We start from the raw sequence: 16752 nt of genomic DNA, 5'->3' as shown, positions 1-16752 counted from the left end.
CATCTCGGACCCTTCGCAGCGTCGGTGTCGGTCATCGGTCTTTGACCGCACCGCCGCTTTCGCTTCCCCGCAGGTCACACGGCCGGGGACGGAGTCCGGGCGTCAGCCCAGCGCTTGGGCGACCGGCAGGTGGAGGCGGGACGGGTCGTTTGCGATCGGGGCGCCGTACTCCATGATCGTGGTGGTGAACGCGGGGCGGAGGCCGTGGGTCTCCGCCCACGCGATCAGCTCGGGATGCCGATGGTCGATGTCGAGCCGTATCGGGCCCCTGGGAGCGACCTCCTCCACCAGCGCGAGCGCGGTGCCGGCGTCCCGCGCGATGACTGGGCCGACGACGGCCTGGTCGTCGTTCCGCCACGCACCGCCGTAGCCCACCACACCGGTCTCGTCCCGGACGACCCGTAGCGTCTCGCAGAACTCCGGCAGGCCCTCGACCAACTGCGACCGGTCGGCACCGAACACCTCGGTGTCGAGCTTGTGCACACCAGGCAGGTCGCCTGCCTCAACTGGCACGGACACACCTCGCCCGGACGGCCCGCCCCACTCGCCCTTGTACGTCGTGCACACGCCCACCGAACGGAATCCAAGACGCTCATAGAGAGGACGCCCATACTCCGTAGCGGTCAGGCACAGGCTCGCCGTGGCTGAGTTGTCCATCGCATGGCGCATCAGCCGCCCGCCCAGGCCGCGCCGCTCGAAGCGCTTGGCGACCAGCACCATGCTGATGGCGGCGACGTCCCTGCCGTAGGGAGTCGACACCACCGTCCCGGCGAGCCCTCCGTCGCCGTCGTCGATCCCGTAGACGTCCCCCACCGAGAACAGGAACCGCCACTTGCGCTCCTCCGGCCCCCACTCGCGATCGGCCGCGAGCCGCTGGCAGGCCCCGAGCTCATCGATCCCTAGCAACCGCACAACCCCGTCCATGGGCGGACGCTAGATCGCCCCCAGCGCCCCCCACAACCGAATTACCGGCGCCACGGGCCTTCAGTACACGGAGACGCCGTAGGCGGAGAGGATCGGGCTGATCGGCTGGAAGAAGGACGTGCCGCCGCTGGCGCAGTCGCCGATGCCGCCGATGCCCAGGCCGACCGCGGTGGTGCCCGAGAAGTACGGTGCGCCCGGGGCGTCGCCCGGTTCGGTGCAGATGGTCGTCCTGGCCAGGCCGGTGATCGTCCCCTCGGGGAACCGGACGGTGATGTTGATCGCCGTCACGGTGCCGCACCGGACGCCGGTGGTGGGGCCGCTGCGGCACACGCTCTGGCCCACGACCGGGCTGCCCGCGGACGTGATGTCCTGGGAGCCGGGGTAGAGGCGCACGCTGCCGGGGCGCTCCACCTGCGGCTCGACGTACCGGACGAGCGCGACGGCGATGTCGCTGACCGCGACGACGGTCCCGAGTTCCGTGGTCAGTGCCGGGTCGGCGTACAGGGTCAGCCCGACCTGCGCGCAGCCGCCCGCCGTGAGGAAGTAGTAGGTGCCGTTCCGGCGGACGTTGAAGCCGAGCGTGCAGCGGACGCCGTTGGCCCCGTACACCGCCTGCCCGCCTTCACCGCTCGGCGCGGCTGCGGGCGTGGCGGGTGCGGCGTGGGCAGCGGGTGCGGCGTGGGCGGCGGCGGGTGCGAAGACGGCCAGAACGGCGGATACCAAGGCCATCGTGAAGATGCGGCGCATCACGTACCTCCTGTGGGAGCCCAGGATGGTGACTCTCCGGAATGGTGCGTAGGACGGGCCGATCCGGCAAGGGGACGAAGGTGCCAAGGTTCGCGGGGGCCGTCTATCAGAATCACGATCAGCCCAGGTGGGAGGGCGGTCTTGGAATGCCCGTGACCCCGCGAGGGTTCTCCAGACCGTTCCATGGGACGGACGGGAACCAGGGCGGGTGAGAATTTCAGGATGACCGAAAGTCGGGACGGGTCCGGGCCGTTCGCCGGACGGACCGCCTGGGCGCGGAGCCTGCGGACCCCGCTGCGGGAGTTCCTGCGCACCGAGACCGGCGGCGCGATGGTGCTGCTCGCCGCGACGCTCGCCGCGCTCGTCTGGGCGAACGCGGACGCCGGCTCCTACGAGCGGCTGTGGGGCACGGAGGCGTCCGTCACCTTCGGCGGCACCGGCATCACCCAGGACCTGCGCGACTGGGTCAACGGCGGCCTGATGACGGTGTTCTTCTTCGTCGTCGGGCTGGAGGCGCGCCGCGAGTTCGACGTGGGCGAGCTGCGCGACCGGCGGCGGCTCGCGCTGCCGCTCGCCGCCGGGCTCGGCGGCATGATGGCACCGGTCGCGATCTACCTGGCGTTCAACGCGGGGCAGCCGACCGCGCACGGCTGGGGCATCGCGATGTCGACCGACACGGCGTTCGCGCTCGGCGTGCTGGCGCTGGTCGGGCGGCGGTTCCCGGCCCGGCTGCGCGCCTACCTGCTGACGGCGACCGTGGTGGACGACGTCGTCGCGCTGGCGGTCATCGGAATCTTCTACAGCGAGGAAGTCCACGCCCTGGAGCTGCTGGCGGCGCTCGGCGTGTTCGCGGTCATCGTCGCGATCCGCGCCGCCGGCGTCCGGCAGTTCGGCCTGTACGTGCTGCTGGGCGTGGCCGCGTGGGCGGCGCTGGAGTCGTCCGGGGTGGAGCCGGTCGTCATCGGGCTGGCCATGGGCCTGCTGACGTACGCGCATCCGGCCGCGCGCAGCGACCTGGAGCGCGCGTCGGAGGTCTTCCGGCTGTTCCGGGAGCAGCCGACGCCGGAGTACGCGCGGTCCGCGCAGACGAACGTCGCGGCGGCGATCTCGCCGAACGACCGGCTGCAACTGCTGATCCACCCGTGGACGAGCTACGTGATCGTCCCGCTGTTCGCGCTCGCCAACGCGGGGATCGCCATCAGCGGCGACTTCCTCGGCCGCGCGTTCACCTCCCCGGTCACGCTGGGCATCCTGGTCGGCTACGTCGCCGGGAAGCCGGTCGGCATCCTCGGCTTCTCCTGGCTGGTGACGCGGCTCAGCCGGGGCCGGCTGCGCCCTCCGGTCGGCTGGGCGGCGGTCGGCGGCGGCGGCACCGTCGCCGGCATCGGGTTCACCGTGGCGCTGCTGATCGCGGCGCTCACCTTCACCGGGCCGCGACTGGAGGAGGCGAAGATCGGCATCCTGTCCGCCGCGCTGGTCGCCACGGTCGTCACCTGGATCGTCGTCCGCGCGACCGGCCTGCTGCCGCCGCCGCGGCGGCTGCGCGCCCTGCTCGGGACGGCGGAGACGATCATCGACCTGGCCGCGCCCGTCGACTCCGAGCGCGACCACATCCGGGGCCCCGCCCGCGCCCCGGTCACCGTCGTCGAGTACGGCGACTTCGAATGCCCGTACTGCGGGCAGGCCGAGGACGTCATCCGGGAGCTGCTCGCCGACTACGGGGACGTCCGGTACGTGTGGCGGCACCTGCCGCTCACCGACGTCCACCCGCAGGCGCAACTGGCGGCGCAGGCGGCGGAGGCCGCGGCCGAGCAGGGCGCGTTCTGGGAGATGCACGACCTGCTCCTGGACCGCCAGGACGCGCTGCAGCCGAAGGACCTCGTCCGCTACGCCGCCGAGCTGGGCCTCGACGTCGACCGGTTCCGCGCCGACCTGCGCGCGAACCTGGGCGCCGACCGCATCGCCGAGGACGTCGACTCCGCCGACCTGAGCGGCGTCTCCGGCACCCCGACGTTCTTCGTCAACGGCCGCCGCCACACCGGCGCCTACGACATCACGGCCCTGTCCGCGGCCGTCAAGACGGCCCGCAAGTCCATCGCCCTACGACGCTCCTGACTCCTCTTCGGAGTTGTACAGGGCGTCGTGCTGCTGGCGCGGCGAGCACACCGAGGCGGACGGGCACGAGCACCGCCGCGACCCCACCTTCACCGTCACCCGGTCGCCGGGAACGTTGTACCCGATGACCTGCCCCTCGCCCTCAGGCGTGCTGACGCGCGACCCCAGCCGCGGCGCCTTCTCCTTGAACTCCATGTAGAGCGGGTGCTCGTACTTGAGGCAGCACATGAGGCGGCCGCAGGCGCCGGCTATGCGGAGCGGGTTGACGGGGAGGTCCTGCTCCTTGGCCATGCGGACGGAGACGGGTTCGAAGTCCTTGAGGAAGGTGGCGCAGCACAGGTCGCGGCCGCAGGGGCCGATGCCGCCCTGGAGGCGCGCCTCGTCGCGGGGGCCGACCTGGCGGAGCTCGACGCGGGCCTTGATGCCGCGGGCCAGGTCGCGGACGAGCGCGCGGAAGTCGACGCGGTGCGGCGCGGTGAAGTAGATCTTGAAGACGTTGTCGTGGTCGAGGTAGTCGACGCCGATGACCTTCATCGGCAGCTCGTGCTTGCGGATCAGGCGCTTGGCGATCGAGCGGCCCTCGGCGCGGCGGCGGCGGTTGGTCTCGTCGCGGGCGAGGTGCTCGTCGGTGGCGGGGCCCGCGCACACGGGCAGGCCGTCGATGTCGTCGGAGACCCACTGCGGCGCCCACACGCACTCGGCGACCTCCGGGCCCGAGTCGGTCGGGACGAGCACCTTGTCGCCGACCTTCGGGGTGTGCGGGCCCGGGTCGAGGTAGTACAGGCGGCCGTAACGGGTGAAGCTGACGGCCATCACCATGCCCACGGTTTCGCTCCGTTCGCCCGGTTCCGTTGCTCCACGTTAGCCGTCCGGGCGCGTGCGTCACCAGATGGCGCCACCGGGTGGCGCCGGCTCACCAGGTGGCGTCGGCCAGGTCCTTGCCCGGGACGGCGGGGCTGCCCAGCGCGTACAGGTCGCCGGCGGTGATCATGATGGTGCCGCCCGGGACGGCCGGGTCGATGTCGGTCAGCGGGCCCGTCACCCGCTGCCGCCACAGGAGCTTCACCGGCTTGCCCGCCAGGGTGAACGACTGGACGGTCAGCTGCGACTTCGCGACCGTCCCGGTGACGATGGTCTTGCCGTGGACGACGGCGTTGGAGCTGCCCTTGGGCAGCGTCATGACGCCCTTGCTGACCTTCAGGTTGCCGCCGGTGCCCTTGGTGTCGAGCATGCGGAGCTGGCTCTTGGCAGAGCCGACCGGGGTCCAGACAAAGGACAGTGTGGCGCCGGACCAGGAGAGGCTGTCGACGCGCCCCGGCGACTTCGTCGTCCAGGTCTTGCGGATGCCCTTGCTCAGGGAGAGCACCGTCACGCGGCTGCGCCTGCCCTTGTAGGTGACGTAGGCGAGGTGGTCGCCGGCGACGGCGATGTCCGACCAGGAGGTGGAGGCGCCGGGGATGGACGCCTTGGGCATGTCCTTCAGGTCGTGCGGGTGCCCGTCGTCGTTCAGGTGCAGGCGCTGGAAGGTGACGGTGCGGTCACCGTAGGACGCGACGATGTACGAGCCGTCCTTCGCGGCGGCGACGCGGTGGAAGACGCGGCCCGGCGGCGGCGCCACCGGCAGGCCCACGTTCGCGCCGGTACGCACGTCGCGGACGATCAGCGCCGTCCCCTTCGCGGTGATGCCGACGACGAAGCGGGGGTCGCTCCGGTCGGCCTTCGCGGCGGCGGCCGGCTTGGCCTCGCGCTCGTCGTCCGGGGCGTCCTGGCGGTTGTGCACCAGGTCGACGCCGCCGCCGATGAACAGCGCCGCGGCCGCGGCCGCGGCGAGCGGAGCCAGGCTCTTCCATGAGCCGAGCCGCATCCCCGAGTCGTCGCGCCTGCCGTCGTCCATGGGTACGCCGTGCACCTGCCTCTCCACGCATGGGTTACCGCGTCGTTTCTATCTCATCTACGGGCCTACAAAAACCCATGAAGCGGGAGTTACCACATCGACGCAGAACGGCGGGCGCCCGGCGGCGCGGGAGCGCGGGGCGTTGCGGCGCGACGGCGCGGGCGCTACAGCGCGACGGCGCAGGCGCGGCGCACCTCCCCGACGGTGGCGGGCGCGTCCATCCGGAACAGCCCGTCCAGGCCCCGCTCCAGCCGGGACGCGCGGACCGCCGCCTTCACCGCGAGGAACACGCTGGTCGCGAGGACGAGCGGCGGCTCCCCGACCTCCTTCGCCGACAGCAGGTCGTGCGGGTTCTCCGGCACGGACGCGGCCCGGTCGCGCGGGAACAGGTAGGTGTTCATCTCGCGCGGGATCGTGCTGACGGCGGGCGGCTTGTACCGCCAGGTGTTGACGGTGTTGAGGCGGCCCGCCTCGGCGCCGTGCGGCTCGTGCACGAGCCGCTCGGTCAGCACGTAGCCGACGCCCTGGACGAACGCGCCCTCGATCTGGCCGACGTCCAGTGCCGGGTTGATGCTCCAGCCGATGTCGTACACCAGGTCGGAGCTGCGGATGTCGGTCTCGCCGGTGAGGACGTCGATCTCCACGACGGAGCACGCGGCCGAGTAGGTGAAGCCGGTGAAGGAGTCGACGCCGCCGCCGGGCGCGGCGTTCGGGTCCACCGTGATGCCGGGCAGGCCGGGCTGGCCGCCCTTCTTGAACGTGAGCGCGGGGATGGGGTCCTCACCGCCGCGGATCGGCGCGGTGAACGCCTCGACGAGGCTGACGCGCTGCTGGTAGGCGAGCTGGACGAGGTTCTGCCAGATCAGGCGCTTGGTGGCCGGGTCCTTCGCGGCCCAGCCGGCCTTGCCGTGGTTCCAGTAGTCGATGCCCTTCCTGCGGCACCACTCCTCGCCGTTGTCGCGCAGCATCCGCTGCCCGAAGTCGGCGAGGCGCGCCCTCATGCGCTCGCAGACCTGCTTGACGGCCTCGCCGTTGTAGGCGGTGCCGGTGGACGCCCCCGAACTCGTCGGGTTCGGGATGACGCTCGTCCGGGGGTGCTCGATGTGGATGAGGTCGAACGGCACGTTCAGGATGTAGGACGCGATCTGCTCGATCTTCGTCATCATCCCCTGGCCCATGTCGACGCCGCCCTGGTGGACGACGATGCTCCCGTCCCCGGAGTGGATCGCCAGGTGCGCGACGGCCTGTTCGAGCTGCGTGAAGTTGTATCCGGCGCCGTACTTCACCGGCACCATGGCGATGCCGCGCTTGCGCCAGGTGTTGGCCGCGTTGAACTTCTCGACCTCCTGGCGCTTCTCCGCGTATTTCGACACCTCCTTCAGGTAGTCCCAGACCTCCCGCATGTAGCAGTAGGTGAGGGCCTGCCCGTACGGGGTGACGTCGCCGCGCTCGTACATGTTCTTCTCGCGGACGTCCTCGGCGGTCATGCCGATCGCGTACGCGGCGTCGTCGATCGCGTTCTCGGTGATGAGCTTGCCCTGGACGTCGCCGAACGCGCGGAACGCCGTGTTCGGCGCGGTGTTGGTGCGGCACACGTCGATCTGGTTCTCGAAGTTGCGCACCCGGTAGGCGTTGTCGGCGCGTAGCTGGATGCAGTTCGACACGATGAACGAGCAGTCGTAGAACGCGCCGCCGTCGCCCCACATGCGGGTCTGGGAGCCCCGGATGATCCCCTTGTCGGCGTCGCGCTTCGCGCCGGTGTCGATCGCGATCTGGTACTGCCCGTAGTACGGGTGCCGCTTGCCGATCATGGCGGTGTCCTCGTCGCGCGGCAGGACGAGCCGGATCGGCCGCCCGGTGGCGTGCGCGGCGACGACCGCCGGGCCGGTGACGAACCGCGCCGACTCGGTCTTGCCGCCGTACCCGCCGCCGAGCTGCCGGACGTCCACCTCGATCCGGTTGTGCTCGACGCCGATCGCCATCGCGGACGTCTGGTGCATCTCCATCGGGCTCTGCGACGCCGGCCGGACGATGTACCGGTCGCCGTCGGCCGGTTCGACGACGCACGCCTGCGTCTCCATGTAGAAGTGGGCCTGGCCGCCGGTGAGCTGGTCGCTCTCGACGATCGCGCAGGGCGCGCCGTTGACCTCGGCCGTCCGTTTGACGATGGACGGGTCGAACGGGCGGCGGTCCCTGGTGGTCCAGCCGAATTCGCTGCCGGGGCGGGTCACCTTCCAGATGTGCGACACGTACGGGGCGGCGGACGGGCAGTCCGGGAAGACGCTGCCGGCGGTCACGGCGTCCTTCAGCGACAGGATGGGGTCGGTCCAGGGCTTTTTGTCCCAGGGCGCCTTGTTCCAGGGCTCCGGCCAGACCACCTTCTTATAGGTGACGCACGTGCGCGTCACGTAGTCGGCGATGTCGACGGCGTCCTGCTCGGTGGAGGCGAGGACGAGCGCGATGGCCTGGCCGACGTACTCGACCCGGCGGTCGGCGAACAGCGGCTGGTCGCCGCCCATGCCCTGGAGGTTGATGCCCGTCTTCGGGACGTCCGCGCAGGTGATGAGCCGCTCGAAGGCGTCGAACCGCTCGCGCAGGTGCGCGCTGAGGGCCTCCACGCCGCTTTCGGCGGCCTTGCCGGGGACGGTGAGGGTGAAGCCGGCGAGGGCGCGGCGGCTCTGCACGAACGCCGCGTTGAGCGTCGTCGGCGGCACCGGGATCTCGTGCGTGTAGTGGACCTGGCCCGCGGCCTGGAACATGGCCATGAGCTTGACGTAGGGCTGGGAGACCGGCTTCTTCCAGTCCTGGATCTTGTAGTGCTGGCGGCCGTCGGTGACGCCCCGGTGCCCCCAGGTGATCGTCCCGGCGCTGCGGTCCTTCGCCGGGACGGTGCCCGGCGACCGCTGCTCCAGCGCCTGCACGACCGCCTTGTAGAGGAACGACTCCACGAGCTGCACCCGGTACTCGGCGGTGATGCCCTCGTCCGGGACGCCCTTCATGCGCTCGCTCCACACCTTGAGCTCGTTCTGCGTCTCCTTGCGGAGGGTCGCGGCGAGGTCCTTGAAGGCGGTGAGCGAGAGGGGGCGGCCGGTCATGGCCTCTTCGGTCTTCTTGGGGCGCCACGGGTAGGGCGCGATGCCGCCGAAGACGAGCACGGCCTTGCTGACGCGGAGGTCGGAACCCAGTGTGAGGCTCGTGGTGGCGTTCACGAGCGAGTGCGCGTTGACCTCCCGGAGGGCGACCTTCTGCGCGAGCACGATCTCGCCGTCGCCGCCGCCGCCGAAGGGCAGCCGGTACGACAGGATCACGATGTCGCGCCGCAGCTTCGGGTCCTTCTTCACCCGGGCGACCAGGTCGTCCGGGGCCACCCACTCGGACCCGCCGGTGGACGCCCGCCACACTCTGATCGTCGCGCCGGTGGCGGCCAGCGCGGTGAACAGGTCGGACGGGAACGGCTCCCCCGCCTGGACGTGGTCGAGCACCAGCATCGTGTTCCCGCCGAGGGACGCCGCGTTCCGGACGATCATCCCGGCCGTGCGGCGCGCCATGAAGTCCAGGGCGCCGAGCCGGGTCGTCTCCCCGGCGCCATGCTGCTCCCGGAGCTGCTTCAGGATCCCGAGGAGGTCGCGGTAGGTCCTGCCCGCGCCCACGTCCACGTGTCCGGCGGCGATGTCGACGGCGTTCAGTTCGGGGATGTGGCGGATGTCGACGAGCGGGTCCGCGGCCTTGACCTCGTCCGGGTAGACGCCGAACGAGGTGTTCCCGTGGACGAGCCGCAGCTTCTCCCTCCCCGCGCCCGTCATGCGCGACCGCAGTTCGGCCAGCGTGGCGGCGGTGACCCACGACCGGTCGTCGCCGGTCGTCGCGACGTCCGCCGGGGACGCGGTGCGGGCCGCGTCCGGGAACGGCACCTCCGGCGCGCCGGCCGGGGGGTCGGCGCGCCCGTCGACCAGGCACGGCATGCGGGCGTCCTCGTCCGCCGCGGTCCAGTCGGCGGCGAACGTCTTCATGCCGGTGAGGATCGGCCGGTAGCCGGTGCAGCGGCACAGGTTGCCGTCGAACGCCTCCTCGACGCGGGCCTTGGTGGGCTTCGGCTCGTCCGCGAGCAGCGCGGTCATGTTCATGACGAAGCCGGGGGTGCAGTAGCCGCACTGGGTCCCGTTGTTGGCCGCCAGCCGGTACGCGACGGGGTTGATCCGCGCGGCCTCCGTCGCGGGGTCGGCGCCCTCGGCGTCCGGCGCCCCGGCCGCGTAGGACTCCACCTGCGCGGTGGCCTCCTCGTACGCCGCCGCGGCGGCCTCGGCGGCGGGGGCGACGGCGGCCGGCTCGTCGAGGTTCGGGCTGACGCCGCGGGAGAACGACGGCTGGTGCGTCAGATGCGGCGGCGCCTTCCGGCCGGCGCCGCCGGTGCCCTCGATCGTGGTGACGGCGAGCCCGTCCAGGGCGCACACGGGGCGCAGGCACGCGTTGATCGCGCGGTGCTCGGGCGTCTGCTTCTCGGCGTCCCAGCGCGACAGGATGACCGTGCACGCGCCGCAGCCGCCCTGGCCGCAGCCCTTCTTGGCGCCGGTCAGCGCGACGTCCGGGGAGCGCAGGTAGTCGATCAGCAGCAGGTCGGGCGGCGGGTTGTCGAGGACGACCCGCTCGCCGTTGAGATAGAACGTCACGCTGCCCGTCACGAACCGCCCCTTTGCCTTCGGATGAGAGCCACCGGGGGTCCGCCTCCCCGGGACGACGCCATCACGAAGCGTAACTTACGGGGAGCATATGGTTACAGAGAGTTCTGTGTTACTCAACCGAGAGACGCGCGTGCGGCATCGACGAGCGACGCCCGGTACGAGCCGCCGAACAGCGCCACATGGACGAGCAGCGGATGCAGCTGGTGCAGCGGGACGCGGCCGCGCCAGCCGTCCGCCAGCGGCGCCGCCTCGTCGTAGGCGGCCAGGACCGTGTCGAGATGCGGCGTCCCGAAGAGCGCCATCATCGCGAGGTCGGTCTCCCGGTGCCCGCCGTGGGCGGCCGGGTCGATGAGCAGCGCCCGGTCGTCCGTCCACTGGACGTTCCCGGACCACAGGTCGCCGTGGATCCGGCTCGGCGGCTCCGGCGGCCCGGCCAGCTCCTCGATCTCCGCCATCACGCGCTCGATCAGGCGCACGTCGTCCTGCGACAGGTGCCGGGCGCCGATGCGGAGGAACGGTTCGAGGCGGCGCTCGGCGTACCAGCGCGGCCAGCCGCCGTCATCAAGGGTGTTGTCGAGCGGGAGGTCGGCGATGAAGCCGTCCCAGGGCGCGCCGTAGGCGTCCGGCCGGTTCCCGGTGTGCAGGGCGGCCAGCTCGCGGCCGAGCCGCTCGGCGGCGTCGCGGGACGGCGCCGCCGACGGCAGCCACGGCAGGAGGAGCAGGCGGTCGTCCGCCCCGAGCACCTCCGGAACGGGCGTCCCCGGCCCCGCCTCGCCCAGCCAGCGCAGCCCCGCCGCCTCCGCCGCGAACACCCCGGCCTGGTCGGCGGCGGCCTTCACGAACACCTCGCGGCCGTCGTCGAGGGACGCCCGGTGCAGCGTCCAGGAGTGGCTGGAGCCGAGGTCGCGCACGTCCGCGACGCCGATACCGAGGAGGCGCTCCAGCCGGGCGCGCACTCAGTCCTCCTTGAGCGCGGCGCGGATCTCCTCCAGCAGGCCGGGCATCGCCGCCTCGACCTGATCGAGCACCAGGTCGAAGTCGGCGCGCCCGCCGTAGTACGGGTCGGGGACGTCCAGGTCGCCGGCCGCGTCCGGGTCGAACTCGCGCAGCAGCCTCACCTTGCCGCGCGCCTCCTCGCCGGGCGCCATCGAGCGCAGCGCCCGCAGATGCCCCTCGTCTAGCGCCAGGATCAGGTCGTACCGGCCGAACCATGACGGTTCGAACTGCCGCGCGATGTGCGCCGACCGGTAGCCGGCCCGCTCCAGCGCCGCGACCGTCCGATCGTCGGCCCCGTCGCCGACGTGCCAGCCGCCGGTGCCGGAGCTGTCGACCTCGACGTCCAGGCCCTCCTCCTCGGCGTGGTGGCGCAGGACCCACTCGGCCATCGGGGAGCGGCAGATGTTGCCCGTGCAGACGAATGTGACGCGGTACGGCATGACCCCATCATGCCCGAGGTCAGCGCCCTTCAACGATGACGGTGTCCACCCCGGGCGACCCCAGCACGGACTTCTGTACGAAGGCCGCTTCCGCGCGGGTGCCCACGACGACCCTGAAGGAATCGGGGACGTCGCCGACCTCCGCCGACCGGCGGAACAGCTCCGAGTCCGGGAAGCGCCGCTTGAAGCGCTCGTACGCCTGCCCGTCGCTCTCGTACTCCACGCCGCTCACCCCGGGCAGCGCCTCCAGCGCCTGCCGGAGCGCCCGCTTCTGCGGCTCGGTCGCCTTCTCGTGGAGGCAGGACGCGTTGGGCGACGCCTTCGTGCAGAGGAACACCGTGACCGAGGTCGTCGGCGCGGTGGACGGCGAGGCCGACATCGACGTCAGCGGGCGCACCTTCCCGCCGGACGAGAAGGCACCGCCGACCACCGCGCCTCCCGCGACCACCGCCGCGCACGCGGCGACGGCGACCACCGCCGGCGCGATGCGCCGCGCTCTCCGGCGCCCCGCGGCGAACCGCGGCTCCGGCATGTCCTCCGGGCCGATCGTGTCGCCGACGGTCTTCAGCGCGTCCCTCAGACGCTCTTCGGTCGCGTTCACTGCTCGCTCCCCAGGATCCGGCCCAGCGCGGCGACCGCCCGGGACGTGGTCGACTTGACGGTGCCGGGGCCGACCCCCATGGCGGCGGCGATCTCTTCCACGGACAGGTCGCAGAAGTAGCGCAGCACCAGCGCCTCCCGCTGCCGGGCGGGGAGCCGGTGCAGGGCCTCCATGACCTCGCGCCGGTCCTCCCCGACCATCGCCTCCGCCTCGGCGGACCACACGGGCGCCTCATGGACGGCCCGGAACGGCCTCCTGCGCCGCCGCAGCGCCGTCCGCGCCCCGTTGATGACGGCGGAGCGCACGTACGTGAGCGCGCGCTCGCGGTCGCGCAACCGCGGCCACCGCCGGTACAGGCCCGCGAACGCGTCCTGGACGACGTCCTCCGCCGTCCCGCGATCGCCGACCATGAGGAGGGCGAGGCGCGTCAGCCCGAGCGCGTGCCCTCGGTACAGGTCGGTGACCGCCGCCGTCGCGTCGTCCGGCACCGCGTCGCCCGGCACCGCGTCGTCCGGTGGGAGCTCCCTTTCGGCGAGCACCTTCTCAGCTGTCATGTCCCAGAGACGCCGCCGCGCGTCCGAGGTTGCTCCGGCGCGCGAGATTTCTCACCGGTGGACGCGTCGCGGCGCCGCTCACGCCTTGCCGAGGGGCTGGATGACGATGGTGTCCACGCCGGGAGTGCCGTCGAACTTCGTCTTCACGGCGTTGGCCGCCCCGATGTCGGCGACGCGCAGGCGGAAGGAATCGGGGATGTCGCCGGCGGAGACGCCGCTGAGCATGTCCTTGCGGTCCGCGAACACCTTCTTGAAGTTCTCGTACGCCTGTTCCTTCGACTCGTACTTGATGCGCAGGACCCCGTTCATCTCCTGGAGGCGCCGCTTGAGCGCGTCCTTCTCGGCCTGCTCGGCGTCCTGGTGGCCGCAGGTCGGGTTGCTGGAGGTCACGACGCAGAAGAACACCGCCACGTCGCGCTCCTGCCCGGCGGGCGCGGCGTCCTTCGCGGGGTCGTCCCGCATCATGAACCACCCGCCGATGCCCGCGCCGACGAGCAGGAGAAGCGCCGCCGCGGCCGCCGCCACGACCAGGCCCGGCCGCGCGGCGGCTCCGCTCGGCCTTGGCGGGACCGGCGGGGAGCCGTGCCCGCCCCCGTCGCCGGGCGGTGCGTCGGGGGGGCGTTCGCCGGGTTCGCTCACCGTTCGTCCTCCAGTCCGGGACGGCGAAGATCGTGGGGGCCGGGTTCCATCTTCGGGCATTAGCGGCGCCTACGCACCGTCCTTGAACGTGCACGTTCCGGACAGAACACGACCCCCGGCCGGGTGGCCGGGGGTCGCGTCCTGGGGTGGGTCGAGCGGCGGCGTCAGCGGCGGACGGCGTTCAGCGCGTCCACGATGCCGTTGCCGAAGAACCCGTTCTGCTCCTTCGAGCCCTCACAGGTCTGCGTCGAGGTCTGCTTGCCCGCCGAGGTGTACCAGACGTACTCGACGGTCCGCGGGCTCGGGCATTCCTTGGCGGTCGCCGTGCCGCGCAGCACGCGCTCGACCGTGTTCGGGCTCAGCGTCAGGCCGCCGTTGCGGTGGTCGCGGTGCCCGTACCGGCTGACGATGAGCGCGGCGACGCCGACGGCGTGCGGCGAGGCCATCGAGGTGCCCTGGATCGACTGGTAGTAGGCGCAGTCGTCGCCCTTGCAGCTGCGGATGAGGTACGGCACCTTCGGCGTGCCGTCCGCGTTCAGCTCGCCGCGCGCCTTGGCGAGGCGCTCGGGGTAGGCCGCCCAGATGCCGCCCTTGTCGTCCGGACGCTGGTCGGCGTTGTCGACCTTGTCGCCGCCGGGCGCCGCCACCGCGACGTACCCGTTGCCGAAGCTGCTGTAGTACGACTTGCGGGTGGACGGGCCGGTCGCCGAGACCGGGATGACGTGCTCGCCCTCGGACGGCATCGACACGCAGCTCGCCGGGACCGTCCGGTCGTGCGGCTCCTCGCCCGGCGTGGACGGGAAGTCGGGGCTGGAGGCGTCCTGGTTCGTCTTCGTGTAGTCGACGAGGTCGTTGCCCGCCGCCGAGATCAGCGTGACGCCGCGGTCGTGCGCGAAGTCCAGGGCGCGCTGCGCGGCCTTGATGATGGTGCGCTGCTCGAGCTGGTCCTCGGGGCTGTCGGCGGGGTTGTTGCCGCAGTTCCACAGCCACGGGTCGATGTAGTACGACATGTTGACGACGTCGATGCCGTGCTTGGCCGCGTAGGTGAGGCCGTCGACGGTCGGCTGCAGGAAGAAGTAGCCGGAGTCCTGGCCGACGCGCAGGTTAACGATCGACACGTTCGGCGCGACGCCCGCCATGCCGAGCCCGTTGCGGGGCGAGGCGATCGTGGACGCGACGTGCGTACCGTGGTCGTTGTCGTCCCAGTCGTTGGGGTCGACGCAGGACTTGAACTCGCAGGGGCCGTCGACCTCGTTGCCGTTGGCGTCCACCGGGATGTCGGTGGTGAAGTTGCGGCTGAGCTTGCGGTTGAAGTTCGGCTTGATGTCCGGGTGGTCGCCGTCCACGCCGGTGTCGAGGACGCCGACCAGCACGCGCTTGTCGCCCGGCTCCTTCTTGTACGAGCCGTCCGCCGTCGCGTGGATCTGCTTCATGTCCCACTGCAGATCCGCGAGCGGCTCGGTGTCCTTGGACGGGGCGCCCTTGAGCGACACCGTGCTCTTGGTGCCGGTCATCTGCTCGACCTTCTCGGCCGCCTTCTTGGCCTTCGGGGCCTGCCCGATGATCCGGTTGTGCGCGACGCCCTCCAGCGCCCGCTGCCGCATCACCGCGCGGATGAACTCGGGGTTGTCGGACCGGACCGTCGCGACGCCCACATCGCGGTTCTCGTGGACGATCTTGCCGCCGGCCGCCCGGACCGCGTGGTGGGCCTGTCCGGGAGACACGCGTTCCTTGTAGAGGACGACGTACTCCGACACCTCACCCTTCGCCTGCGCTGGTCTCGGTTCCGCTGACGCTGGGACCGCGAGAGCCGCCATGGTGGCGACGGCGCACGCGGCGGAAATCAAGGCTCGCCGCAAAGCTGACCTCCTGGCCGTGGGGAGCTAACCCGGGTGTTCGGGGGTAAACCAGGCGAAGGTACGCGTGCGGCTGTTGAGAGTTGCGTACGTTTATGTAACGAAAAGGGAGATCTCTTGTAAGGGAGACTCTGGTGAGCCCGCATCAACCGGTGCGCAGCGCCAGCGTCAGCGCCTCCACGGCCAGCAGCGGGTTGACGTTCGCCTCCAGCCGCTCCCGGCACGCCATGATCGCGTCGAGCCGCTTCAGCGTGTCCTCGGGCCGGCCCCGCCCCGCGGCCGTCCGCAGCTCCGGCCCGAGCTCGGTATTGACCAGCTCGCTGCCCGCACCGAGCTGGAGCGTCAGGACGTCCCGGTAGTAGGACGCGAGGTCGAGCAGCGTCCGGTCGAGGGCGTCGCGCTCCAGCCGGGTCGCGCGCGACTTCTGCCGGGCCTCCAGCTCCTTCAGCGCCCCGGCCGTGCCCCGCGGCATCCGGCCCTTCGCGCTCTCCCCGAGGGCCTGCCGCAGCGCGGACGTCTCCGACTCGTTCAGCTCCTCCGTCCGCGTCTTCGCCTCCGCCTTCGCCGCCGCGACCAGCGACTCCGCCGCCGCCACGGCCGGGCCCACCGACGACAGCCGGCGCGGCACCGCCAGCACCTCGGCCCGCCGCCGCCGCGCCTCCGGGTCGGTCGCCAGGCGCCGCGCCCGGCTGATGTGCCCCTGCGCGGCTCGCGCCACGACGTCCGCGGTCTCCCGGTCGACCCCGTCGCGCAGGGCGAGGACGTCCGCGACGGCGCTGATCGGCGGCGTCCGCAACGTCACCAGCCGGCACCGCGACCTGATCGTCACCAGCAGGTCGTCCGGGGACGGCGTGCACAGCAGCCACACCGTCCGGGCCGGGGGCTCCTCGATCGCCTTCAGCAGCGCGTTCGCCGCCGCCTCCGTCGCCCGGTCGGCGTCCTCGAACAGCACGACCTGCCAGCGCCCCCCGGTCGGGGACGACGACGCCCGCAGCACCAGCGCGCGCGCCTCCTTCACCCCGTACGACAGGCCCTGCGGGCGGACGACCTCCACGTCCGCGTGCGTGCCCTGGAGCACCTGGTGGCAGGACGCGCAGTGCCCGCAGCCGCGCGGCGTCTCCTCGCACTGCAGCGCCGCCGCGAACGCCCGCGCCGCCGCCGACCGCCCCGCCCCGGGAGGCCCGGTGAACAGCCACGCGTGCGCCAGGCCGCTCGCGCCCTCCGCGGCCGACGACAGCTGCGCGACGACGGGTTCCTGCCCGACCAGGTCATCCCACACGCTCATGGGATAGAGGCTAACCGGCCGG

General features: G+C 72.0%; 13 protein-coding genes. 1 reads left to right on the top strand and 12 read right to left on the bottom strand.

The annotated features are described in order from the left end of the window. Positions 1 to 102: 102 nt before the first annotated feature. Both HUT06_RS03510 and HUT06_RS03505 read right to left on the bottom strand, forming a co-directional pair. Positions 103 to 924 (bottom strand): GNAT family N-acetyltransferase, encoded by an 822-nt coding sequence (locus HUT06_RS03510; protein ID WP_176194381.1) that lies wholly within the window; start codon positions 922 to 924, stop codon positions 103 to 105. 60 nt (positions 925 to 984) lie between these two features. Next, positions 985 to 1671 (bottom strand): S1 family peptidase, encoded by a 687-nt coding sequence (locus HUT06_RS03505; protein WP_176194380.1) that lies wholly within the window; start codon positions 1669 to 1671, stop codon positions 985 to 987. A gap of 222 nt (positions 1672 to 1893) precedes the next feature. On the opposite strand from HUT06_RS03505, the gene nhaA reads away from it, so the two are divergent. Next, complete coding sequence (gene nhaA, locus HUT06_RS03500; protein WP_217711176.1) at positions 1894 to 3786, top strand: Na+/H+ antiporter NhaA; 1893 nt, start codon at positions 1894 to 1896, stop codon at positions 3784 to 3786. Here the strand turns inward: nhaA and HUT06_RS03495 are convergent. The 10 genes from HUT06_RS03495 to HUT06_RS03450 all read right to left on the bottom strand — a co-directional run bounded on the left by HUT06_RS03495 (position 3772) and on the right by HUT06_RS03450 (position 16730). Continuing rightward, positions 3772 to 4605, bottom strand: coding sequence for a regulatory iron-sulfur-containing complex subunit RicT (locus tag HUT06_RS03495; protein ID WP_176201113.1), 834 nt, complete (start codon positions 4603 to 4605; stop codon positions 3772 to 3774). The two genes, nhaA and HUT06_RS03495, sit on opposite strands and share 15 nt — an antisense overlap. Positions 4606 to 4699: 94 nt before the next feature. After that, positions 4700 to 5695 (bottom strand): hypothetical protein, encoded by a 996-nt coding sequence (locus HUT06_RS03490; RefSeq protein WP_176194378.1) that lies wholly within the window; start codon positions 5693 to 5695, stop codon positions 4700 to 4702. Between the two features lie 149 nt (positions 5696 to 5844). After that, entirely contained in the window at positions 5845 to 10359 is a 4515-nt protein-coding gene (locus tag HUT06_RS03485; RefSeq protein WP_176194377.1) for a molybdopterin cofactor-binding domain-containing protein, read from the bottom strand. A gap of 113 nt (positions 10360 to 10472) precedes the next feature. Continuing rightward, positions 10473 to 11315, bottom strand: coding sequence for a fructosamine kinase family protein (locus HUT06_RS03480; RefSeq protein ID WP_176194376.1), 843 nt, complete (start codon positions 11313 to 11315; stop codon positions 10473 to 10475). Further along, the gene (locus HUT06_RS03475) at positions 11316 to 11795 is read right to left on the bottom strand and encodes a low molecular weight protein-tyrosine-phosphatase (protein ID WP_176194375.1); all 480 of its coding nucleotides are present in this window, start codon (positions 11793 to 11795) and stop codon (positions 11316 to 11318) included. Between the two features lie 19 nt (positions 11796 to 11814). Then, positions 11815 to 12396 carry a permease-like cell division protein FtsX gene (locus HUT06_RS03470; RefSeq protein WP_176194374.1) on the bottom strand — a complete coding sequence of 194 codons (582 nt, stop codon included), beginning with the start codon at positions 12394 to 12396 and terminating at the stop codon, positions 11815 to 11817. Further along, entirely contained in the window at positions 12393 to 12950 is a 558-nt protein-coding gene (locus HUT06_RS03465) for a SigE family RNA polymerase sigma factor (RefSeq protein WP_176194373.1), read from the bottom strand. Before HUT06_RS03465 ends, HUT06_RS03470 begins: the two co-directional genes overlap by 4 nt. Positions 12951 to 13028: 78 nt before the next feature. Beyond that, a complete protein-coding gene (locus tag HUT06_RS03460; protein WP_176194372.1) occupies positions 13029 to 13589 on the bottom strand; it encodes a permease-like cell division protein FtsX in 561 nt (186 codons plus the stop codon). 164 nt (positions 13590 to 13753) lie between these two features. Continuing rightward, positions 13754 to 15346, bottom strand: coding sequence for a S8 family serine peptidase (locus tag HUT06_RS03455; protein WP_254714955.1), 1593 nt, complete (start codon positions 15344 to 15346; stop codon positions 13754 to 13756). A 244-nt stretch (positions 15347 to 15590) separates the two neighbouring features. Then, positions 15591 to 16730 (bottom strand): DNA polymerase III subunit delta', encoded by a 1140-nt coding sequence (locus HUT06_RS03450; protein ID WP_176194370.1) that lies wholly within the window; start codon positions 16728 to 16730, stop codon positions 15591 to 15593. Positions 16731 to 16752 lie beyond the last annotated feature (22 nt).

It is taken from the genome of Actinomadura sp. NAK00032 (assembly GCF_013364275.1).
In the GTDB taxonomy this organism is placed as follows: domain Bacteria; phylum Actinomycetota; class Actinomycetes; order Streptosporangiales; family Streptosporangiaceae; genus Spirillospora.
Note: the sequence above shows the minus strand (reverse complement) of the source record. Positions and strands in the feature narration are given on the sequence as shown.

Bases quoted from the DNA above. Each gene is read 5' to 3' on its own strand.
- HUT06_RS03510 (WP_176194381.1), bottom strand. From the start codon at position 924: ATGGACGGGGTTGTGCGGTTGCTAGGGATCGATGAGCTCGGGGCCTGC.
- HUT06_RS03505 (WP_176194380.1), bottom strand. From the start codon at position 1,671: ATGCGCCGCATCTTCACGATGGCCTTGGTATCCGCCGTTCTGGCCGTC.
- nhaA (WP_217711176.1), top strand. From the start codon at position 1,894: ATGACCGAAAGTCGGGACGGGTCCGGGCCGTTCGCCGGACGGACCGCC.
- HUT06_RS03495 (WP_176201113.1), bottom strand. From the start codon at position 4,605: ATGGTGATGGCCGTCAGCTTCACCCGTTACGGCCGCCTGTACTACCTC.
- HUT06_RS03475 (WP_176194375.1), bottom strand. From the start codon at position 11,795: ATGCCGTACCGCGTCACATTCGTCTGCACGGGCAACATCTGCCGCTCC.
- HUT06_RS03465 (WP_176194373.1), bottom strand. From the start codon at position 12,950: ATGACAGCTGAGAAGGTGCTCGCCGAAAGGGAGCTCCCACCGGACGAC.
- HUT06_RS03450 (WP_176194370.1), bottom strand. From the start codon at position 16,730: ATGAGCGTGTGGGATGACCTGGTCGGGCAGGAACCCGTCGTCGCGCAG.